The sequence below is a fragment of the Haloplanus sp. HW8-1 genome, assembly GCF_023703795.1.
Lineage (GTDB): Archaea > Halobacteriota > Halobacteria > Halobacteriales > Haloferacaceae > Haloplanus > Haloplanus pelagicus.
This window is the reverse complement of sequence record NZ_CP098518.1, coordinates 310,304-329,668: the sequence shown is the minus strand read 5'-3', so window position 1 is coordinate 329,668 and position 19,365 is coordinate 310,304. Positions and strand designations below refer to the sequence as shown.

Sequence of the window (19,365 nt, the reverse complement as noted above, 5' to 3'; positions counted from 1 at the left end):
GTCAGACCGGATCGTCGTCCCGCGACTCGAGACCCGGCACTTCCCCTTCGAGCCACTCACGGAACCACTTCACGCGTTTGAGTCGCTGGTGGGCGATCCCCTCGGCGGCGTCGCTCTCGACGCGTCTCGACGCGTCGTGACCGCGGTCGAGGACGCGGTCGATCATCTCGCCGGCGTCCATGTGCGTCCGCGACTCGTACCCCATCCGGAGAAGCATCAACACCGCACCGTTGGCGCCGATCTTGTCGAGGATATCGGCCTCGATGAGACACTGCGTCTCGAGCGAGACGTCCGACAGCGGACCCTGATAGGAGTGTTCGCGGACCGACTGTGTCACCTGATCGACGAAAGACTGTGGATACTCGCCGTGTGCGGTGAGATACTCGCGGGCGACGCGGGCGCCCTCGTCGGCGTGGCGATCCTGTTCCGCTTCGAGTTTCGCGATGTCGTGAAAGAGCGCGGCCACGCGGACGACGTCGGGATCGGCGCCCTCGCGGCTGGCGATCTCGGTCGCCAGTTCCACCACGTTCAGCGTGTGATTGAAGCGGTACTCGGCGCTGTGCCAGGGGTACCACCGCATGCGTCCGCCGTCGCTCTCGCTCTCGACGCTCGCCGAGAGGTAGTCGGAGACGAACCGCTTCATCTCCTCGAACTCCTCGTCCGAGACGTCGGACTCCTTGATTTCAACCCCCACGATTCCACCTCCGTTGCGTTCGTGTATCTCTCATTGTCGAAAAAAAGAGTGTTCGACTATTAGGCGTTACGACAGCGTCAGTCGGATCGAGCGAGCCGAGGCCGTCGCGGCCACGCGACGGTGACCGAAAGACTCGGGTCAGCCGGTCGCCATCGCCTCCGGCGAGAACTCCGCCTCGAACAGGCGGGCACCACAGGACTCGCAGGTGGCCGCGATCACGTCGATGGAGCGACAGCACGATTCGACGGTGTCCTCGCCGAGTGTCACCGGTCCGTCACAGGACGGACAACGCTCCAGCCACAAACGCAGGGATCCCAGAACCTCCATCCGGGCCTCGACGTCCAGCCGGTGCCACCCCGAGTGGCGTTCGCGGAGTTCCGCCTCGGCCGCGAGGTCGGCCAGATAGGCCGCCCGTGACTCCCACTGACCCACCCGAGCGTCGTCGTCGTAGGCCTCGTAGGCATCCCCACGTGACTCGGTCCGAACCCGTGCGGGATCGACGTCGAGGCCGTCGAACAGGGCGGCGACGTCGCCCGTCTCGACGCCACGGTCGCGGAACCGGGCGATGCGGTCGTTCCACGCCGCCCGGAACCCCCCAGTCAGACAGAGATCGGTCCCCTCCCGGCACTGCTCAACGGCGTCGACCGAGAGCAAGAAGGATTCGAGAGCCGCGTCGTCGTCGACGGTCAGCGGGGCCGCCCCGTGCTTGTCGAACAGTCGCAACACGGCGTCTGGGAGGTAGCGCTTGGTCAACGTCGGCGTCCCGGGTACCAAGTACCCACGGAGATAGACGGCGGCGACCGACACCGCGAGAACCGCCGCCGCCGCCACCGGTGAGACGGCCGCGACGGCGCCGGCGACGACGACGGCGAGGGCGAGGTTGACGACCGTACACGGAAGACACCGGTTTGTTCCGGTGTATTCGGGCTGACGGAGGCGGTCCACGCGGTCACCGAGAGACATGTTACCTGAGCAAAGTATCCCGCGGTCAATAAATAGTTCCCCGTCGGTCGCGGGGACGGCAGGGAGACGGAGGGGATTGCCCGGCGCGGCGATCAGGCCCGCCGGGTCGCGGCCGAGGGATCGCCGTCACGGCCGCGGCGGTGGGGGGGTCGATCGGCGGGACGACGACCGAGTCGCCACCCACAGAGGAGGAACAGCCCCAGAACAGGGGCCGCGGGATGGACGAGTGCGAGCAGCAACACGGCCGAGAGGGCGACCGGGAGGGGACTGCTCGCCGTACACTGGGCGAGTCGGGCACATCGGGGACGGGTACGGGGGGTCTGACGGGAATGCATGGGTGGGGAACCTCCGCGCCGGAGCGTGTGAGGGCCGAAGCGGACGGGGGGTCGTCCGAATCGTGGCGGGGGGAGCTATCCGGCGTCGGTGGGGGATGAGCCGCTTGTTTTGTTCGTTCGGCTCGTTCCGAACATCCAGACCAAACAGTTTAATACTTACGATTCGTCACGTCCGGACGTGAACCAACGGCGGACCGACTGCCCGGGCGACGCGGGGAGACGACGATGAGCGGGGACGAACCGGACGTCGTCCGGGAGGAGGTAATCGAGTCGATGGAACGCTCCGCGGAGGTGTACGGACTGAGCCGGAGTGCCGGGCGGGTGTACGGGGTCCTCTATTTCGCGACGGAACCGCTCTCGATCCCCGAACTGGTGGAGGAGACGGGATACGCGAAGTCGACGATCAGCAACGTAACCCGGAAGCTCACCAGAATCGGCCTGATCCGCCGTCGATCCTCGGGTGGTGGCGGACGCCGCGTCCGGTTCGACCCCGAAACGGATCTCTGGTTCGTCCTGCAGGACGTGTTTCAACAGTACGTTGCCCGGGAGATGGGGACGACCCGGCGGACGCTCGATCGGGCGCTGACTCGACTCGACGAGGGTGACGCGGAGTCGGGGGCCAGCGACCGGATCGAGACGTTGGCGACCACCTACGAGGAGTTCGAGACGCTCCTCGAACTCGCGATGGACCACTCGGTCGAGGAACTGATCGAAGCGATCGAGGCCTACGACGCCGACTGAGACGGATTACTGTAACTGTTTACCGATGGTTCGCCGGACTGTCTCGGCGAACCACCGGTGATGACTTACAGTGACCCGTATGACGCTACCACGACACGGTGAAGACACAGGCGTCGTCGCCGTCGCGCCGACACCGATCGCCCCGCTCCTCGACGAAGACGAACGACTCGACGGGGGCGTACTCCCGCGCAGTCGCGCGGATCAGTCCCCGGTCGAACTCGCAGGGATAGGGGTTCTTACAGGTCACCTCGCCCGTCCGCTCGCCGGTCGACTCGTAGCGGTAGTGGCCGATGTCGCCGCCGCGGTGGTTCCGTCGGTAGGCCTCGTCGATGGCGCGCAGGCCGTCGCCCACGGACGAGGGCTCGTCCGGCCAGTCGGCCACGTCGGGGATCTGTTCGCCGAGACGATCCAGAATGTGGGGTTCGAGTTCCGCCGCGATGACCGCGAACGTGTCCAGCCACGCCTGCTGGGGATACCACTCGTCGGGTGACGGATCGTCGATGCCGTTGGCCGCGAGGGTGTCGTACGCCGTCTCCCGATAGGAGTCGGCAAACCGGGCGAGCGCGTCGTCGACGACGCTGAGGATCGTCCGGCCGTGGACTTCCACGCCGTCGTCGAAGGCCTCGTAGGGAGCCATCTATCGAGTCGTGTGCGGGGCACCGGGAAATAGATTGGTGGGACGGCAGAACATCCGTCGGCCGGCACCTGGTTTTCAGCGCTGATACTCGCATGCGAACCGTTATTCCACCGTCACCAGTAGCCGAACCGATGAGCAGGGACCCCTCGGAACCCGTTCGCGTCCTGCACGTCGACGACGACCCGGACTTCGCCGAACTGGCCGCCACCTTCCTCGAACGCGAAGACGTCCGACTGGCCGTCGACACGGCGACCGACGCAACCGAGGCCCTGGATCGACTCGCGACGGACGCGTACGACTGTGTCGTCTCGGATTACGACATGCCCGGGAGGAGCGGGATCGAGTTCCTGGAGGCGGTCCGCGAGACGGATCCCTCACTTCCTTTCATCCTCTTCACCGGGAAGGGGAGCGAAGAGGTCGCCAGCGACGCCATCTCGGCGGGCGTGACCGACTACCTCCAGAAGGAGGCCGGCACCGACCAGTACGCCGTGCTGGCAAACCGGATCCTCAACGCGGTCGAACACGACCGCTCGCGACGGCTGGTCGAACGCAGCGAGCGTCGCCTGCGGAAGATCGTCGACTCACTGTCACACTTCCTGTTCGTCGTCGACGACGGCACGTATCTGCTCGCGAACGAGCCCCTGGCGGCGTTTCACGGCACGACCGTCGAGGCCCTCGAAGGCGCCTCCGTTACGGACGTCCTCGACGAGGCGTCGGCGGAACGGTTCCGGCGGGACGCCGAGGAGATCCGCGAAACGGGGGAATCAAAGCGCATCTCCGAGATCGAACTGACCGGCGCGACGGGCGAGACGCGCGTCTTCGAACCCCGGCTGTTGCCGTACGACGTCACCGAGGGAGACGGGAATGCGGTGCTCGGCATCGCCATCGACGTCACCGAGCGCAACGAACGGGAGCGGAAACTCGACCGGGCGCGCGAGCGGATGCAACTCGCACTCGACCAGACGCAGTCGATCGTCTTCGAGATCGACTTCGACACCGGAGCGGTCGTCCGTCACGGCACCTACGGGCGGTTCTTCGACCACCGACCCGAGGAGATACCGACGTGGCAGGAACACTGCGAGAAGGCGGTCCATCCGGACGACAGGGCGGCGTTCCGACGGTTCCACCGGGAACTGATCGAGGGCGACCGGGATCGGGGGGAGATCGAGTACCGCACCGTGCCGGACCCCGAGACGGGCGAGTACCGCTGGATCAGCGCCACGGTCGACGTGGACGGGGCGCCGGGCCGACGGGCGGTGGGCATCTCGCGGGACGTCACCGAGCGGGTGCGGCGCGAGCGCCGTCTCGAAGCGTTGCACGAGACGACACAAGAGTTGATGGCCGCCGATCGGTGCGAGCGGGTCGCCGAGATCGGCGTCGAAGCGGCACGCGAGATCCTGGGTCTCGAGATGAACTCCGTCCACCTCCGCGACGAGGATGACTCGGGGCTCGTCCCCGTGGCGTACACCGAGGACCTCGCCGACCTCATCGGCGAACCACCGACGTTCACCGGCGAGGGGAGCATCGCGTGGCGGAGCTTCGAGCGCGGCGAGGCGTTCGCCGTCGACGACGTCCGTGACGACCCCGACGTCTACGACCCGGACTCGGCGATGCGGAGCGAACTCTACTTACCCCTCGGACAGGACGGCCTCCTGATCGCGGGATCGACGAGGCCGTCGGCCTTCGACGAGCAGGATCTCGTCCTGGGAAAGATCCTGGCCGGCAACCTCGCCACGGCGCTCGAACAGGTCTCGCGGACCCAGCGACTCCGTGCCCGGGAACGGGAACTAGCCCGGCGGAACGAACACTTGGAGTCTTTCGCGAACATCCTCTCGCACGACCTCCGTGGGCCGTTGAACGTGGCCATGGGGCAGCTCGAACTGACGATGGCGGAGTGCGACAACGAACATCTTCCCACCGTCCAGCGGTCGCTCGAGCGGATGGAGACGCTGATCGAGGACCTCCTGACGCTCGCCCGCGAGGGCGACACCCTTGGGGAGGTGGAGTCGGTCGATCTGGCGGCCCTGGTTCGAACCTGCTGGCGAACCGTCGAGACGGGGGGAGCGACCCTCGACGTGCGGACCGAGCGGACGCTCGTGGCCGACCGGAGTCGGCTCCGACAGGTGATCGAGAACCTGCTCCGGAACGCCGTGGAACACGGGAGCCCCGGGGGCCGACCGTCGGACGGCCTGACGATCACCGTCGGCGACATGGCGGAGGGGTTCTACGTGGCCGACGACGGCTCCGGAATCCCGCTGGCGGACCGGGAGGCGGTGTTCGATACGGGGTACTCGACCGCATCGGACGGGACGGGGCTGGGCCTCCGAATCGTCGAGCGCATCGCGGGCGCCCATGGCTGGGAGGTCTCCGTCGACGAGGGCGCCGACGGTGGGACACGCATCGAGGTCATCGACGTCGAGAACGGGGCGACGCGACCGCCGGACTGAGCCGCGAGCGGCGGGCCAGGGGACGAAGGGAGACGTTAAGCCCGGTGGCGTGCTATCGTCGCCCATGCGAACGATCGCGTGGGACGACGACCGCGACTGCATCGTGATGGTCGATCAGACGAAACTCCCCGAGGAGTACACGGCGTACCACGCGGAGACGGTTCCACAGTTGGTCGAGAGCATCGAGCGGTTGCGGGTCCGGGGCGCGCCCGCACTCGGTGCGGCGGGGGCCTTCGGGGTGGCACTCGCCGCACGGCGGGCCGACGAGGACGGATTCGCGGCCTACCTCGACGCCGTCGCCGCGGACGCCGAGGCCGTCGCGACCGCACGGCCGACGGCGGTAAATCTGGCCCGCGAAGTCGAGACCGTCCTCGCCGAACTCCGGGCGTGTTCGTCGGTCACCGAGGCACGGGAGCGGGCCCTGACGGCCGCGAAGGGGATCGCCGACGCCGACGTCGAGCGGAACAGACGGCTCGGGGCACACGGTGCGACGCTGCTTTCGGACGGCGAGACAGTGATGACCCACTGCAACGCTGGCGCCCTCGCGACCGTCGACTGGGGGACCGCTCTCGGCGTGGTCTACTCCGCACACGAGGCGGGAAAGACGGTCTCCGTGATCGCCAACGAGACGCGCCCACTCAACCAGGGATCGCGCATCACGACCGTCGAACTCCGGGAGCGGGACGTCGACGTGACGCTCATCCCCGACAACGCGAGCGGCCTGTGTATGCAGGAGGGGATGGTCGACGCCGTCGTCGTCGGCGCGGATCGGGTCGTGCTCGACGGCGGCGAGCAGTTCGGCGATCAGGGGGTCGTCTTCAACAAGATCGGAACGTACAAGCAGGCGGTCGTCGCCGACCGTCACGACGTCCCGTTCGTCGTCGCGGCGCCTCACTCGACGGTCGACACGGAGCGAAGCGCCGACGAGGTGGAGATCGAGGAGCGCGATCCGGTGGAACTGCGCGAGATCTACGGCACCCCCAACGCGCCGTCGGGGACACCGGTGTACAACCCGGCGTTCGATCCGACACCGATGGAACTCGTCGACTACCTCGTCACCGAGACGGGCGTGTACGAACCGCCGCTGGACCGGTCGTCGTTCGAGACGACGGAGGAGCGGGCGACCACTTGACCCGGCCGGACGAACGACCGAGTGTCACTCGATCTCGATCTCGACGGCATCGCTCGCGGGGTCGCGACGGCCCTCGGCCGCGAGATCGGCCAGGGCGAGATCGAAGTTGCGTCTGTTGGCCTTCCACACGGCGTCGAAGAGGTCGCCGACGACGGGGAGCGACCCGCCGGCGACGTCCACCCCGATGTTCGCGAGCATCCGGATCAGCGTGCCGTAGGAGACGCCGAGACGGGCCGATTCGAGAACGAGATACAGGGAGAGACAGCCGCTCACCGCGTCGCCCGCACCCGGGACGACGCCGAGGACCGGGTCGAGTCCGATCCGGAACTCCGTGCCCGGGATCCGAAGGCTGTCGTCGAGGACGCGGGCCACGAGGTGCATCCGTCGGACTGCGGCCCGGTCGACCGACGCCGGCAGTTCGTCGATCGTCGCGTCGAACGCGGCCGTTAGATCGTCGCTCATGGGCAACGGTGGGGGCGCGAGCCGAATAAGGTCGGGGGTTGGACAGCAAGCGAGACCCCCACGGAACGGTTATGAGCGTCGAGCCCTCACGGCACCATAGGTGATGTTTCCATGTGCCATCACTCCGAGCGTACGATCCGGTGGGACGAGCGTGCCGAAGATATCGAGGCCGAGGACGACGACTGGACGCCGGACGAGTTCGAGGCGGAAGGCGATGTCGAGGTCGACCTGTTGACCGACGGCGGCGACGAGTAGCAGCCGTCGGCCCGACGCCCCGTCCACGACCCGCACCGATTCTTCGGGTGGCCACAGCACGACGTCGCCCAGTCACGCCCGTGGCGAGAGCCCGGCGTAGCAGACGACTGCCACTGCCGTGACGCCGCCGAGCGCGAGGAAGGCGGCGTCGAAGCGGCCGGCGTCGCCCATCGCGCCGACGAACAGGGAGCCGGTGGAGCCGACGATGAACAGACAGGTGCGAAGGAAGCCCCACGCGGCCCCTTGCACGTCGGCCGGAAGCCGCGCGACGATGTAGGAGTTCGTCACCGGGGCGAGGGCCATGCGCGTGCCGAGGAGTAAGACCAGCACACTCCAGGCGAGACGGCCGTCGACGAAGGGGACGGCGAGGAGCGTGACGACGGCGGCGGCCGTGACGGCGACGAGGGTGGGCCGCGGGCCGTACCGGTCGGCCGCCGAGCCGACCCCGAGTTGACTGACCGCCCCGCCGACGAACAGCAGTGCGAAGATCACGCCGGCCACGCCCTGATCGATGCCTTCGTGTGTCACGAGGTAGGTGGGCAGGAACGCGGTCAGTCCCTGGAAGGCGAACAGGTAGAACGTGACGGCCACGCCGGCGAGGAGGACGTTCCGGTTCCGGAGTGCCCGGAGGAGGTCCCGAACCACGTCCCGGAGGGTGCGAGCGTCCACGACCGACTCGCCACCGTCGGGGCGAGTCCCCGACTCGATGGGTTCGGGGAGGGTCGTCCAAGCGAGGGCGGCGACGACCAGGAAGGCGGGCGCCGTGCCCCCGACGAGGAATCGCCACCCGACGGCGGCGACGGCCGTGCCCGCGGCGAGGGGGATGACCGCGGAGCCGAGACTCCCGGCCGCGAGCGTGATGCCGAACACGGTGCCGTCGTTCCGGGGGAACGCCTTCGAGAGCGAGGTGCCCCGGGCCGGGCCGTAGAGCCCGGAACCGACGCCGAACGCCGCCGTCCCCGCGAGGAAGACGACGAACAGCGGTGCGGCCGCGAGGAGAGCGAGGCTGCCCGCACTGAGCGCGAGGCTCGTCGCGAGAACGGCCCGCTCACCGAGACGGTCGGCGAGTAGCCCCGCGGGGAACTGCATCAGCCCGTAACCGCCCCAGATGACCGTCACGGCCAGACCGGCAGCCGCGTTGTCGAGGTCGAAGGTGGCCTTAACCTGTGGGAGCAGCGTGGGAATGAGAAATCGCAGGCCGAGCGTGAACAACCAGCCGACGGCGACGGTCAGGAGGATCCACCCGCGACCGTCACCGCGAAGGGTCTCGACCGGCCCGAGGAACGCTCGACGAAGACGGGACACAGTGTTCCGCACTGTATAGAGGGTTAAGAGGGACGTGAAGGGCTGTGCGTTTGCCGGTTGACCGAGCGCCGACGGCCGGGAGGGTCGCACGTTCCCGGTGGGAGCGGCGATACTGTTACCAAAATAGATAATTCGGGCGGAAGGTACAAATCAGGAGGGCGTGAACGATCACCGACTCAACACATGCGCTCCGAGTGCCCCTTCTGTGGAAACCGAGTCGAGTCCCTCCCCGAACACCTAGAGGAGTGTCAGGACGCCCCACGGGACGATCCGCGGCGGTCCTGACACGGCCATACGAGCCGCGTGCCTACGCCGCACCGTCGAGGATCGATTCGAGTGTGTCCGGGTCGACGTTCCGGCCGGAGATGGGGAACACGACCGTCGATCCACGGAGATCGTCCGACAGTTGACGCATCGCCGCCAGACTCGTCGCACAGGCACCTTCCATCGGGATCCGCTCGTCCGCGTACAGGTCCCGGACGCCACGTTCGATGCTCGCCTCGCTCACGAGTCGAAAGTCATCGAGTCGTTCGCGGAGTAACCTCGTCGTCAGCGCGAACGGGACCCGCGTGGCCACGCCCTCGGCGAACGTCTCCATCCGATCGTGCGGTTCGAGGATCCCCTCCGCCCACGCCCGGTGCATCGCCGGAGCGGCCTCCGACTGGGCGCCGATCACCGTCGCCTCCGTGAGGGCGCCGACCGTGAGACAGTAGCCGGCGGCGCTCGATCCGCCCCCGACCGGACAGAACAGGTAGTCGACGTCGGGGAGGTCCTCCACGACTTCGAGGCCGGCAGTTCCGACGCCGGCGACGAGCGACGGTTCGTTCGCCGAGTGGACGTACCGGTACCCCTCCTCTGCGGCCAGCGTCTCGGCGTGTTCACGAGCCTCGTCGAAGGTGTCGCCGTGAAAGCGGACCGTGGCGCCGAGTCGCTCCATGGCCGCCACCTTCGAGGGGTTGGCGTCCTCCGGGACGACGACGGTCACCGGCACGTCGAAGGTGCGGCCGGCGTAGGCGACCGACTGGCCGTGGTTCCCGGTGCTGGCGGCGATCAGCCCGGGGTCGTGAAACTCGGCGTCGAGCCGTGAAACCAGGGTGAGGCCACCGCGAACCTTGAACGCCCCCGTCGGGAGCGTGTCCTCCCGTTTCAGGTAGACGTCGGCGTCGAACTCGGCGGACAGGGGTTCGCTTCGAACCAGCGGCGTTCGCAGGAGATGTCGGTCGACGACCGACCGCGCCCGGTACACGTCGGCCGTCCGTGGCGGCGTGAGGTCGTGATACGAGAACACGGTGGTCGCGTCGGGAGAGTCGACTCGGTCGTACTCGCTCATGTCGTATCCCTGTCCCGGGAGGCCAGTTAACCGCTCGGGTGGCGATGGTCGATGGAAGCCCCACGCCACCGCGTCGCCGACCCAGGAGCGGACGCTCCTCTCTACCCCTCCGACGGGCGAGTGGTGATGGCTCGGACTGCGGCGTCGTCGTCGAGCGTAACGGCGAGCGTCCCGCTTGGCGTCGTGGCCTCGACGAGGACCTCCCACGGATCGCGGCTCCGAACCGTCAGGCGGTCGGGATCCGTGACGAACGGGAGTTCCCACAGGAATCGGTCCGTGGTGTCGACGCCGCGCATGGCGAGTTCGCCGACGACGCGCGGACTGTCGAGCAGCCTGACGCCGACCGGGACGTAACTGAAGAAACTGCAGTTCCGACAGGTCAAGTGGAGGACTGCGGGATGGTCCTCGGCGAAAAACGAGTTGTATCGGTCGTGTCGCGCCAGTTCGTGAGGTGACTCGGCGTACGATACGGCGACACGACCGGCACAGACGAAACAGACGCCGCCGGAGGCCAGGCGCCACTTGTACTTCGTCCGGTCGTCGAAGGCGTCGATGGCCGCGTCCAGAGACCGGCCCTGGAACCCGCCCGGATCGAAGGGATACTCGATCAGTTTCGTCCCACACGAGGAGCAGGTGACCGTCGCGAGGTGATCGTCGTAGTCGAAAGTCGGGGAGGCTCCACACGTGGGACAGACACCGGGGGCCGCGACCGCCTCGACGGTCGGGGAGGTGTGAAAGACCCCACTCTGGATGGCGTCGACGACGCGGTGGCCCGCATACTGGAGGACGTACTGGCCGTCGATCTCCGCGACGAAGTGACCGGTGAGCTTCTCCAGGTGGTAGGTGAACTTCCCCGAGTCGCGTTCGCCGACCGCCGTCTGCATCTCCGAGAACGGCAAGGAGTAGTCCGGCGCGTCCCAGAGGGCAAACAGTATCTCGAGTCGCAACTCGTGGCTAAACAGCTGAAAGGCGTCCTGCGGATCGATGTCTGCCGGAACCTCGTCGGCCGTCCCCGTCATACCGGGACGTTTCGACGCTGGGGCCCATAACGTTCGCTCCTCGGAGGGTGTCGTCCGGGCGGATTACTCGAATCGTGGGAAGCGGTCGTCCGGATCGTCGACTCCGTCCATCCACTCCACGGCCCACGCACTCACCTCCTCGAGGTGGTCGAGAAGCGTCTCTCCTTTCTCGGAGAGTCGGCAGTAGGCGGCGATCGGCGCCGCTTCTTCGGTGCGGCGGGTGATGAGGTCTTTCTCCCCAAGCACCTCCAGCACGTCCGAGAGCGTCTTCGAGCGACCGGCCGTGGCGCGCTTGAGTTCGTTGAATCGAAGCTCCGTCCCGCGGAGGGCATCGGACTTGACATGGATCAATCGGCGTGTTGGGGCGTCGTCTCCGCGATGTTCGGGTACCGTGCGATGCCCGCGTGCCGAACGAGTTCGGCGCCGAGGTCACGGACGCGGTCACGGATCGCGTCGTCGGCGAGTTCGTCGTCGTCGACCTGTTCGTAGGAGTTCGGAACAGCAACGTCGAGAGGGAGCGTCCACGCGTCGAGCGCCCGCGACACCGATCGAAGCTGTTCGAGGGCCGGGCGCGGGAAGCCACCGCCGGAGACGGCCAGCAGCCCGACGGTCGTGTCTTCGAACTCGTCGAAGCCGCTGTAATCCAGCGCCGTCTTCAACGGCGAACTGAACGAGCCGTGGTACATCGGCGTCCCGAGCAGGACGGCGTCCGCCTCGCGCAGTCGGCGGCGAAGTTCGGGCGCGTCGCCCGCGTCCTGTTCGTCGGGGTCGAACGTGGGGAGGTGGTACTCCCGGAGGTCGACGAGGCTGGTCCGTGCGTCTGCGGCCTCCGCGGCGGACAGAGCCTCCTGCAACGCGACGCGAGTCACGCTGTCGGTCGCCAGGCTACCACAGACCGCTACGACCTGAGTGGGTCGGGTATTTCGGGTCATCTCGAATCACTCGTATGGACGCGAGCGAGCCTCTTAGCCGCTCTGTGAAACGAACTTCACCCAGCGACGATGGTACCTGTGTGCGACGGAGTGAAACGGCAGTGTTCAGGGGTCGCTGGCGGCCGCGGTCGGCGAGCCACCGGGACGAGGTGAAACTCGTTTGAGAAGCGCCAGTGTGTCCGGGCGAGACACGGGGGCGGCCGCGACATCACGGCGCGGCCGCGCCGGCGGGGTCACTGGCGGCGACCGGCGGCTGCACCGGTGACCGGCGACCGTGGCTCAGAGCCCCCCGCCCAGCGTAGCGGCCACACCGTCCCCGAGAGCGCCAGGAAGACGAACGCGACGCCGAGCAGTCCCGCGTTCTTCAGGAAGTGGATCCCCTCGTTCCGTCGGTCCTGGCCCTCAATCGTCCAGAAGTCGTGCATGAGGACGGTGATAGGCGCCAGAAAGCCGGCGACGGCGAGCGCACCGAGCGTGGGGAAGACACCGAGGAGGGCCGAGCGCCCCCGCGATCAACCCGAGGCTCCCCAGAGGCACCGTAACCGACGCGAAAGGCGTCCCCTTGCTCCGGGCGTATCCCACCGACGATTCGAGGTCGAGCAGGTTCCCGAACGCGAGATACCCCACGACGAGCGCGAAGAGCATCCGTCCCAACAGAAACGCCGCTCCCGACGGACCGGTGGAAAACACCATCACCAGTCACCTCCGGCGGCGTCGGAGTGGGTCGTCGGGCGATCCGTCACGGCGATCGAGCGTCGAACGTCGTTCGCTGACATCGTTGCACGACGTCGTAGCGAGTCACGAAGGATATGGTTCAGCCAGCGTACACCGGAGCAGGTGTTCTCCACTACGCCGGCGGATCGGCGGCGATTCACAACCCGCGACGCGACGGCGCGTCGCGAGGGTGCTTTTTATTTATCCGTTGACCGTAGCGGGTAGTGGATGATCGACCCCCCGGACTCGCTCGCGGCGTTCATCGAGCGCGAGGAGGTGGCTGAGCTCTCGCTGGCCATCGTGAACCGGACGCGTCCCCGGCCGGTTCAGGACATGCTGGAGGAACTGTTCGCCGAGCAGTCCATCGACGTCGAGGAACTCGAGATCCCGGACACCGAGGAGGACGTGGTGGTAGTCCTCGACGACGGCGACGTGATCGCGTCGTCGCCGCTCCGGGTGCTCGAAGACGAGATCCTGCTGGTCAACTCCGATCTCTACGTAACGGGAACGAAATCCCTCGAAGACGTGACGCTGCCGGCGGTCCTCGAAGGGCTGTCGGAGACACCGTTCCGACTCCGCGGGTATCCGGCCTCTCACTTGGAGAAACTGCCGCTCATCATGCTCTCGCGCTACATCGAGAAGTTGGCCTGGAACCACGCCACTGGAGTGCTCCGGTCGTCCTTCCAGCGGCTCTCCAGGATCGACGACGAACGCGGCACACGGGACGCGTACCGGCAGATAGCCTCGACTGACGTCGACGTTCACGTCTACGGCGTGCCGGACTGGCTCCCGCCCAAGGAGTTCTCGGGGGTGGTCCACGCCGGCTATACCGGCGAGTTTCGCACTTCGTGGTTCGTCATCCACCACAGCGAGGACCCGGAGAACCGTGACGCGGCACTGGTCGCCGAACAGGTCGGCGACAACGAGTGGGACGCCGTGTGGACGTTTCGGTCCGAACGAGTCCGCGCCGTCAACCGGTACGTCGAGCGCACGATGTGAGTCGTGGCATGGACACCCACGCACGACACCGCGGGCGCCGTCCGATCACGCGTCCGACGGGGGGACGGCGACCCGTCACTCCCGGGTCATCGGCCGAGGACCGTCCCACCGACGAGGCAGGCCAGCACCGCTGCATACCAGACGAGGTGGACGGGACTGGTGGGTGACGAAACGACCTCGATGGCGACCATCCCGACGACGTAGGCGGCGACACCACCCACGAGGAAGCGTCGGGCGCGGACACGCGTCAGTCGGCCGAACCCCACACCGAAGCCGACCGCAACGAGGAGAACGACACCGAGCGTCACGCTCTTCCCGACGACCGCTGCGATAGCCGTCCAGTACACTGTTCCGGGTGGCCAGAGCACGGTTCCCGATAGCAACGCGAACGCGCCACTGGCGACGACTTCGCGGACGGCCCGTTCCATCGCCGACCGATCGTCCGCCCGAATCAAAACCCTACCGACGCGGGAGCCGACCCCGTGGCGCACTCGATCGGCAGTAGTATAAGAAATATGTTATATATTTGTTTTCGATAATATTTTGTCGTTTTGGGTTCATTCGGTTCGTCAGTATCGATCTCGACCGCTAATACACCGAATTTTCCGCGAACGTCGTTCGTATCGTCGCTTGATCATAGAACACAAAGTTCACTACATTATATACACTAAATCCTCATTTTTATTAAAAAATTAAATAATAACGTCACAAAATAAAATTTTAATTCAAAAATCATAATAAAGACGTCGTTTGTTAGAAAAATCTCTTATTCATAATATTTCGTATCTTTCTTTGGATATTACTTATTAGATATACTTTTATCTCCGATCCGAACGGGTCACCAAATATATGAGGCCGGTCGTCGTAGTGGTGTTGGAATCCATGGTAAACGACGCAGACGGGAGGCCGTCGAGCAAGGTCGCGAGGCTCATCGACACTTACGGCTTCGACGAGACGTTCGGCGACGAGTTGGAGGCGCTCTGGACGGCCGAGGGATCGCGGCGCAAGAGCCTCAGGGACCTGGCAGACATGTTCAACCGGCAACTCCTCGAGGCGGCGCTGGACGATGCGGGGATGTCTACGGTCGACGGGGAGGTCGCCAATCTCTATCGTCTGCTGACGGGCGACGACGTGAGCAGTGGTATGCGTATGGAAGCCCGGACGCGCCTGGAACGCAACGGCATCGACGTCGACGAGCTAGAATCCGACTTCGTCACCTATCAGGCGATCAGGTCCTACCTCACGTCGTACCGAGACGCCGAGTACGAGCGGCCGAGCGACGGGAATCGCGTCGAGAGCGTACTCGATACGATTCAGCGCCTCCGGTCACGGCTCGGCTCCGTCGTCGATGGAAGTCTCGACCGACTCCGATCGACGGATCAGTTGACGCTGGGGGAGTTTCGACTGTTCATCGACGTGGACGTCCTCTGTGAGGAGTGTGGCGCACAGTACGGCGTCGTCGAACTATTGGAGCGGGGCGGCTGTGACTGCGGCGAGGGGCCGACGAAGTAAGAAACGCCGTCGTGCGTGGCGGCGACCGGCGGGGCTCAGATATCGGTGATCCGTGTGTAGTCGTCGTCGAGCGCTTGTGCGTCCTCGGGGAGAAGGGCCACGACGAGGAACCGGGGATAGTCGGCGATGTAGTCGACCAGATCGGCGAGTCGCGGCGGATCGATGGCCTCCAGCGAGTCGAGCAGCATGAACGGGACGGTCTCGTACACCTCGTGGACGAGATACCCCGCGAGGCCGAACACGAGGCCGGTCACTTCGCGTTCGCTCTCGCTGAGGTGGTCGACGGTGTCCTCGTAGGTCGCACCGGAGTCGGTACTGCGGACCACGTGGAGTTCGAACGCCGTCCGTTCGACCTTCCGTCGCCCCTCCCGAACCTCGCGTTCGACCCGTTCGATCCAGATCCGTTCGAGGTTCGCGTACCCGAGACGATCGAGCACCGCGTCCATGTGTTCGTTGAACTGCTCGACGGACTGCTCTTCGATCCGATCGATCCGCGTCCGGAGGTTCGTCAACTCCTCGCTGAGTTCCTCGCGTTCGACCCGTAACGCGTCCTCCTCGGCGAGTCGGTCCTCGATCGTCCCGATCCGATCGGCCACGTCGTCGAGGTCGGACTCGAGACGTCCCAGTTCGAACTCAAGTTGGTTCGCCTCCTTGTGCAGGTCGAGCACCTCGCCGAACTCTTCGGCCTCTAGCGCCTCGACCTCGGATTCGAGATCGTCGATGTCGTCGCTGAGGCGGGTTCGCTCCTCGCGCAGGTCGGCGAGCGTCTCCTCGCGCCGATCCAGTTCGTTCTCGAGGTCGTCGAGCTTTCGCTCCGCCGTCTCGCGGCGTTGCTGCCGCTTCCGGTGGTGGCGCTGTTTTTCTTTCAGCTCCTCTAACTCCGACTCCAGCGTCCGGATCGTGTCCAGTTTCTCCTGACGGACCTCGCGTAACTGGTCGAGCGTGTCCGAAACCCGTTCCGTCGACACCTCGGAGCCACAGGTCCAACAGACGACCGTGTCGTCGACGAGGTCGTCCGTCACCGATCCCTTTCCGTCTTCGAGCACGTCGGCGATCGAACGATCGCCGCCGTCGAGCAAGTCCTCGTTGAACTGGATCACGTCCTGAAGGTCGCTCACCTCGCTCTCCAGTCGGTCCTTTCGATCCCGGAGGCGCGCGATCTCGTCTTCGAGTTCGTCGTGGTCACCCATCGGCGTCTCGGGGAGGTCCGCCAGTTCGTCCTCGAGTTCGCGACGCTCGCTCGTCAGCGACTCGATGCTCTCCTGCTGTAGGTCGATATCCGACCGGACGCGTTCGAGTTCGGCGCGTTTGTCCCGGAGGTCGTCGAGTCGCGTCTCCAGTTCCCGCTTTTCCTCCCGCGTCTCGTCGACGTCGGCGTCGAGCGACTCGATGTCGGCCTCCTTGGCCGCCAGTTCCTCGCGTTTGTCCTCGATTTTCGCGTCGAGTTGGCTCCGTCGTTTCTCCAGTTCGGGAAGTTCCCCTTTCAGATCCTCCAGGTCCGCGAGTTCCTCGTCGATCCGCTCTTTCTCCCGCTCACATTCGCGGATCTCCGCTTGGATCGCCTCCGTATCGACCGGCCGCATGATGAGTTCTCGCAGATCGGCGCCCCTCGCGACCGCCCGGCGTGCCTCGTTCGATTCGAGAAGGAACGCAAAGAGGTCGGCGAGTTCGGGGTCGTCGAGATACGGATCGCCGCCGGTCGTCACGGTTCCGTTCGTCCGTGACAGGGTCCGCGTGTATCGGTCGCCGTCGAGTGTGAGTTCTACCTGCCCTTCCGTGGCGTCGCCTTTCAAGGAGACGTCGTCGCTCCCCATGACGCCCATTATCGATCGGAGAAACGACGTGCGGTTCGTCGCGTTGCGACCCGTCAACACCGTCACACCCGGGCCGACGTCGACCGTCGTCTCGTCGATACCCCCGACCTTCGCCACTCGAAATTTGGCGGTCTGCTCGAGTCCTTTTGACTTCGTCATGCAGGTGATCAGGGTCCAGGCATATAAAAAAGTACGGCCGTTCGTGTGTCAGAGACAGACACGAAATAACACCATTACATTTGTTACAGAAGTCCCGCCGGGCCAAGGGGGTTCGCGGCCGAAGACGGCCCCACGACGGGAGCAATCACCCCCATGTTCCGCTCCGGTCGTACGCGTTCCCTGTGGGGGTGCCGCCTCAAGGTTCGGCGACCACCACGACCGCTAGCTGAGAATACATGTGTGACAGAATCATTATTATTTTCGAGAAAAATAATATATATTGTAATAAGACATCGGAGACGCCAGGATCTACCGCCCTGTAACGATCTCGAGTTACAGCGGTTTAGTCGTCCGATAACGGCTGTTTCGATACACTCGACGAATTCGGGCGATCACGCTATGCACAGGAAATTCGATACATACATCGAATAGCTCTTCCCAATTACGTTCATATTTTGTCGACTCGTGTCCGGAAAAAGATGAAACATGCGACGTTATATCGGTCTGAATCGTCTCTTCGTCTATCTCTCGCTCAGTCTCAAATATAAATTATATTCTACATATAATTTTTCGATACAGTTCGGCCTTCGAGGAGCCGAGCAAGCGGGTCGACGAGAGCCGGCGAGCCGGGCGGTGGAAACCGTGTCGACGTCGCTGGTCGCCACCGTTGTCCGGGAACGCACGCGAGGGGAGCGGGAGCCGTCGTCACCCCGAGCGCCGCGTGATTTTATACCGAGGAGCCCGAACCGGAGAGGCGAATGCAACTGCTCACCACCGACCAGCGGGAGTTCGTAGACGAGGTTCGGACTCTGGCCGAACGGGAGTTCGCGGACGAGGCGTACACGTGGGAGGGTGATGTCCCGTGGAATAACATCGAAACCTTGCGGGAGGCCGGGCTCTACGGCGTGAACCTCCCGGAGGAGTACGGCGGACGGGGACTCTCCGACTTCGAGGCGATGTTGTTGGTGGAGACGGTCGGCCGCGTGTGTCCAGACACCGGCTACCTCACGCACAATCAACACTTCACTGCGCCGCGATCGATCAACCATCTGGGGACGGACGCAGCCAAGGAGAAGTATCTGCCACTGGTGACGGAGGACAACGAGTTCATTGCGTTTGCCATCTCCGAACCGGGTGCGGGATCGGACGTATCCGCCATAGAGACCACCGCCGAGGACGTCGACGGCGGGGTCGTCGTCGACGGCGAGAAGACGTGGGTCGGCAACGCATCCAAGGCGGCAGCGGCCGTCGTGTGGACGAAGTTCGACGACGGTCTCGGCTCGGTCGTCGTCGACTTCGAGACCGCGGACATCGAGATCGTCAACCGATACGAGAACATGGCCGGTCAGGAGCAGACTCGGTTCGAGATCCACGACGCGTTCGTTCCGGAGGAAGACGTTCTCGCACGGGGGAGAGATGGATTCCTCGAACAGATCGACGCGATCAACTGGGACCGCGTCGGGTGTGCGGCGATCGCGAACGCACAGGCAGCCTGTGCGATCGACCTGGCCCTCGACTACGCACAGGAACGGGAGCAGTTCGGGCAGAAGATCGGCGAGTTCCAGGGGATCGAGTGGAAGTTCGCCGATGCCGTGACCCAACTCGAGGCCTCGCGAGCGCTCACGTACACCGTCACGCGCAACGCCGTGGAACGGGGCGGCTCACCCGAGCGGATGCACGCCGCCATGCTCGCGCTGTTCTCCGCGAACATGGTCGAAACTGTCGCCAGCGAAGCGCTCCAGGTTCACGGCGCCCAGGGCTACCAGCGCGGGAATCCGATCGAGTATCTCTATCGGGTGGCCCGGCGCTGGCGTCTCGCCGGCGGAACCGACGAGATCCAGCGAAACAACATCGCCGACGTCCTCGCCGACGAGGGGACGTCGGCGCTCTTCTGAGCGCGAGGCGGGCGCCGTCC

General features: G+C 65.5%; 20 protein-coding genes. 7 read left to right on the top strand and 13 right to left on the bottom strand.

Translation table 11 applies throughout. The features are described from left to right. Nucleotide 1: 1 nt before the first annotated feature. From NBT82_RS01690 to NBT82_RS01680, 3 genes are all read right to left on the bottom strand, one after another. Complete coding sequence (locus NBT82_RS01690) at nt 2-694, bottom strand: HD domain-containing protein (RefSeq protein WP_251329863.1); 693 nt, start codon at nt 692-694, stop codon at nt 2-4. A 138-nt stretch (nt 695-832) separates the two neighbouring features. After that, complete coding sequence (locus tag NBT82_RS01685; RefSeq protein WP_251329862.1) at nt 833-1,657, bottom strand: DUF8054 domain-containing protein; 825 nt, start codon at nt 1,655-1,657, stop codon at nt 833-835. 92 nt (nt 1,658-1,749) lie between these two features. Next, nucleotides 1,750-1,992: a hypothetical protein gene (locus NBT82_RS01680; protein ID WP_251329861.1), complete on the bottom strand. Its 243-nt coding sequence runs from the start codon at nt 1,990-1,992 to the stop codon at nt 1,750-1,752. A 225-nt stretch (nt 1,993-2,217) separates the two neighbouring features. Here NBT82_RS01680 and NBT82_RS01675 point away from each other — a divergent pair, with 225 nt between their 5' ends. Further along, on the top strand, nt 2,218-2,733 hold the full coding sequence (locus tag NBT82_RS01675; RefSeq protein ID WP_251329860.1) for a GbsR/MarR family transcriptional regulator: 516 nt from the start codon (nt 2,218-2,220) through the stop codon (nt 2,731-2,733). Between the two features lie 85 nt (nt 2,734-2,818). On the opposite strand, the gene NBT82_RS01670 is transcribed toward NBT82_RS01675, so the two are convergent. Further along, nucleotides 2,819-3,370 carry a hypothetical protein gene (locus NBT82_RS01670; RefSeq protein ID WP_251329859.1) on the bottom strand — a complete coding sequence of 184 codons (552 nt, stop codon included), beginning with the start codon at nt 3,368-3,370 and terminating at the stop codon, nt 2,819-2,821. A gap of 131 nt (nt 3,371-3,501) precedes the next feature. Between NBT82_RS01670 and NBT82_RS01665 the strand changes: the two genes are divergently transcribed. Together NBT82_RS01665 and mtnA are read left to right on the top strand one after the other, a co-directional pair. Next, the gene (locus NBT82_RS01665) at nt 3,502-5,817 is read left to right on the top strand and encodes a hybrid sensor histidine kinase/response regulator (protein WP_251329858.1); all 2,316 of its coding nucleotides are present in this window, start codon (nt 3,502-3,504) and stop codon (nt 5,815-5,817) included. A gap of 64 nt (nt 5,818-5,881) precedes the next feature. Further along, nucleotides 5,882-6,949 carry an S-methyl-5-thioribose-1-phosphate isomerase gene (mtnA, locus tag NBT82_RS01660; protein ID WP_251329857.1) on the top strand — a complete coding sequence of 356 codons (1,068 nt, stop codon included), beginning with the start codon at nt 5,882-5,884 and terminating at the stop codon, nt 6,947-6,949. Between the two features lie 24 nt (nt 6,950-6,973). Here the strand turns inward: mtnA and NBT82_RS01655 are convergent, their stop codons facing one another. Beyond that, nucleotides 6,974-7,411, bottom strand: a complete 438-nt coding sequence (locus NBT82_RS01655) for a DUF4112 domain-containing protein (RefSeq protein ID WP_251329856.1) — start codon at nt 7,409-7,411, stop codon at nt 6,974-6,976. Nucleotides 7,412-7,522: 111 nt separating this feature from the next. Between NBT82_RS01655 and NBT82_RS01650 the strand changes: the two genes are divergently transcribed. Then, nucleotides 7,523-7,666: a hypothetical protein gene (locus tag NBT82_RS01650; RefSeq protein WP_251329855.1), complete on the top strand. Its 144-nt coding sequence runs from the start codon at nt 7,523-7,525 to the stop codon at nt 7,664-7,666. Between the two features lie 72 nt (nt 7,667-7,738). On the opposite strand, the gene NBT82_RS01645 is transcribed toward NBT82_RS01650, so the two are convergent. The 6 genes from NBT82_RS01645 to NBT82_RS01620 all read right to left on the bottom strand — a co-directional run bounded on the left by NBT82_RS01645 (nt 7,739) and on the right by NBT82_RS01620 (nt 12,677). After that, the gene (locus tag NBT82_RS01645) at nt 7,739-8,971 is read right to left on the bottom strand and encodes an MFS transporter (RefSeq protein ID WP_251329854.1); all 1,233 of its coding nucleotides are present in this window, start codon (nt 8,969-8,971) and stop codon (nt 7,739-7,741) included. A 307-nt stretch (nt 8,972-9,278) separates the two neighbouring features. Continuing rightward, nucleotides 9,279-10,301: a threonine ammonia-lyase gene (locus tag NBT82_RS01640; RefSeq protein WP_251329853.1), complete on the bottom strand. Its 1,023-nt coding sequence runs from the start codon at nt 10,299-10,301 to the stop codon at nt 9,279-9,281. 101 nt (nt 10,302-10,402) lie between these two features. Further along, nucleotides 10,403-11,320, bottom strand: a complete 918-nt coding sequence (locus NBT82_RS01635; RefSeq protein WP_251329852.1) for a DUF7351 domain-containing protein — start codon at nt 11,318-11,320, stop codon at nt 10,403-10,405. A 63-nt stretch (nt 11,321-11,383) separates the two neighbouring features. Next, nucleotides 11,384-11,671, bottom strand: a complete 288-nt coding sequence (locus NBT82_RS01630; RefSeq protein WP_251329851.1) for a winged helix-turn-helix transcriptional regulator — start codon at nt 11,669-11,671, stop codon at nt 11,384-11,386. Then, nucleotides 11,668-12,252 carry an NADPH-dependent FMN reductase gene (locus NBT82_RS01625; protein WP_251329850.1) on the bottom strand — a complete coding sequence of 195 codons (585 nt, stop codon included), beginning with the start codon at nt 12,250-12,252 and terminating at the stop codon, nt 11,668-11,670. The genes NBT82_RS01630 and NBT82_RS01625 overlap by 4 nt, the downstream gene beginning before the upstream one ends. 233 nt (nt 12,253-12,485) lie before the next feature. Continuing rightward, nucleotides 12,486-12,677: a hypothetical protein gene (locus NBT82_RS01620; protein ID WP_251329849.1), complete on the bottom strand. Its 192-nt coding sequence runs from the start codon at nt 12,675-12,677 to the stop codon at nt 12,486-12,488. Between the two features lie 517 nt (nt 12,678-13,194). On the opposite strand from NBT82_RS01620, the gene NBT82_RS01615 reads away from it, so the two are divergent. After that, nucleotides 13,195-13,965: a DICT sensory domain-containing protein gene (locus NBT82_RS01615; protein ID WP_251329848.1), complete on the top strand. Its 771-nt coding sequence runs from the start codon at nt 13,195-13,197 to the stop codon at nt 13,963-13,965. 86 nt (nt 13,966-14,051) lie between these two features. On the opposite strand, the gene NBT82_RS01610 is transcribed toward NBT82_RS01615, so the two are convergent. Then, nucleotides 14,052-14,393, bottom strand: a complete 342-nt coding sequence (locus tag NBT82_RS01610) for a hypothetical protein (protein ID WP_251329847.1) — start codon at nt 14,391-14,393, stop codon at nt 14,052-14,054. Nucleotides 14,394-14,847: 454 nt separating this feature from the next. Here NBT82_RS01610 and rdfA point away from each other — a divergent pair, with 454 nt between their 5' ends. After that, complete coding sequence (rdfA, locus tag NBT82_RS01605) at nt 14,848-15,477, top strand: rod-determining factor RdfA (RefSeq protein WP_251329846.1); 630 nt, start codon at nt 14,848-14,850, stop codon at nt 15,475-15,477. Between the two features lie 35 nt (nt 15,478-15,512). Here the strand turns inward: rdfA and NBT82_RS01600 are convergent, their stop codons facing one another. Beyond that, nucleotides 15,513-17,450: an archaea-specific SMC-related protein gene (locus NBT82_RS01600; protein ID WP_251329845.1), complete on the bottom strand. Its 1,938-nt coding sequence runs from the start codon at nt 17,448-17,450 to the stop codon at nt 15,513-15,515. Between the two features lie 758 nt (nt 17,451-18,208). Between NBT82_RS01600 and NBT82_RS01595 the strand changes: the two genes are divergently transcribed. Continuing rightward, nucleotides 18,209-19,345, top strand: coding sequence for an acyl-CoA dehydrogenase family protein (locus tag NBT82_RS01595; protein ID WP_251329844.1), 1,137 nt, complete (start codon nt 18,209-18,211; stop codon nt 19,343-19,345). Nucleotides 19,346-19,365 lie beyond the last annotated feature (20 nt).

What these genes read in the sequence shown, in the direction of transcription:
- NBT82_RS01685 (WP_251329862.1), bottom strand. Translation starts at nt 1,657, where the DNA reads ATGTCTCTCGGTGACCGCGTGGACCGCCTCCGTCAGCCCGAATACACC.
- NBT82_RS01680 (WP_251329861.1), bottom strand. Translation starts at nt 1,992, where the DNA reads ATGCATTCCCGTCAGACCCCCCGTACCCGTCCCCGATGTGCCCGACTC.
- NBT82_RS01675 (WP_251329860.1), top strand. Translation starts at nt 2,218, where the DNA reads ATGAGCGGGGACGAACCGGACGTCGTCCGGGAGGAGGTAATCGAGTCG.
- NBT82_RS01670 (WP_251329859.1), bottom strand. Translation starts at nt 3,370, where the DNA reads ATGGCTCCCTACGAGGCCTTCGACGACGGCGTGGAAGTCCACGGCCGG.
- NBT82_RS01665 (WP_251329858.1), top strand. Translation starts at nt 3,502, where the DNA reads ATGAGCAGGGACCCCTCGGAACCCGTTCGCGTCCTGCACGTCGACGAC.
- mtnA (WP_251329857.1), top strand. Translation starts at nt 5,882, where the DNA reads ATGCGAACGATCGCGTGGGACGACGACCGCGACTGCATCGTGATGGTC.
- NBT82_RS01655 (WP_251329856.1), bottom strand. Translation starts at nt 7,411, where the DNA reads ATGAGCGACGATCTAACGGCCGCGTTCGACGCGACGATCGACGAACTG.
- NBT82_RS01650 (WP_251329855.1), top strand. Translation starts at nt 7,523, where the DNA reads ATGTGCCATCACTCCGAGCGTACGATCCGGTGGGACGAGCGTGCCGAA.
- NBT82_RS01640 (WP_251329853.1), bottom strand. Translation starts at nt 10,301, where the DNA reads ATGAGCGAGTACGACCGAGTCGACTCTCCCGACGCGACCACCGTGTTC.
- NBT82_RS01635 (WP_251329852.1), bottom strand. Translation starts at nt 11,320, where the DNA reads ATGACGGGGACGGCCGACGAGGTTCCGGCAGACATCGATCCGCAGGAC.
- NBT82_RS01625 (WP_251329850.1), bottom strand. Translation starts at nt 12,252, where the DNA reads ATGACCCGAAATACCCGACCCACTCAGGTCGTAGCGGTCTGTGGTAGC.
- NBT82_RS01620 (WP_251329849.1), bottom strand. Translation starts at nt 12,677, where the DNA reads ATGCACGACTTCTGGACGATTGAGGGCCAGGACCGACGGAACGAGGGG.
- NBT82_RS01615 (WP_251329848.1), top strand. Translation starts at nt 13,195, where the DNA reads ATGATCGACCCCCCGGACTCGCTCGCGGCGTTCATCGAGCGCGAGGAG.
- NBT82_RS01610 (WP_251329847.1), bottom strand. Translation starts at nt 14,393, where the DNA reads ATGGAACGGGCCGTCCGCGAAGTCGTCGCCAGTGGCGCGTTCGCGTTG.
- rdfA (WP_251329846.1), top strand. Translation starts at nt 14,848, where the DNA reads ATGGTAAACGACGCAGACGGGAGGCCGTCGAGCAAGGTCGCGAGGCTC.
- NBT82_RS01600 (WP_251329845.1), bottom strand. Translation starts at nt 17,450, where the DNA reads ATGACGAAGTCAAAAGGACTCGAGCAGACCGCCAAATTTCGAGTGGCG.
- NBT82_RS01595 (WP_251329844.1), top strand. Translation starts at nt 18,209, where the DNA reads ATGCAACTGCTCACCACCGACCAGCGGGAGTTCGTAGACGAGGTTCGG.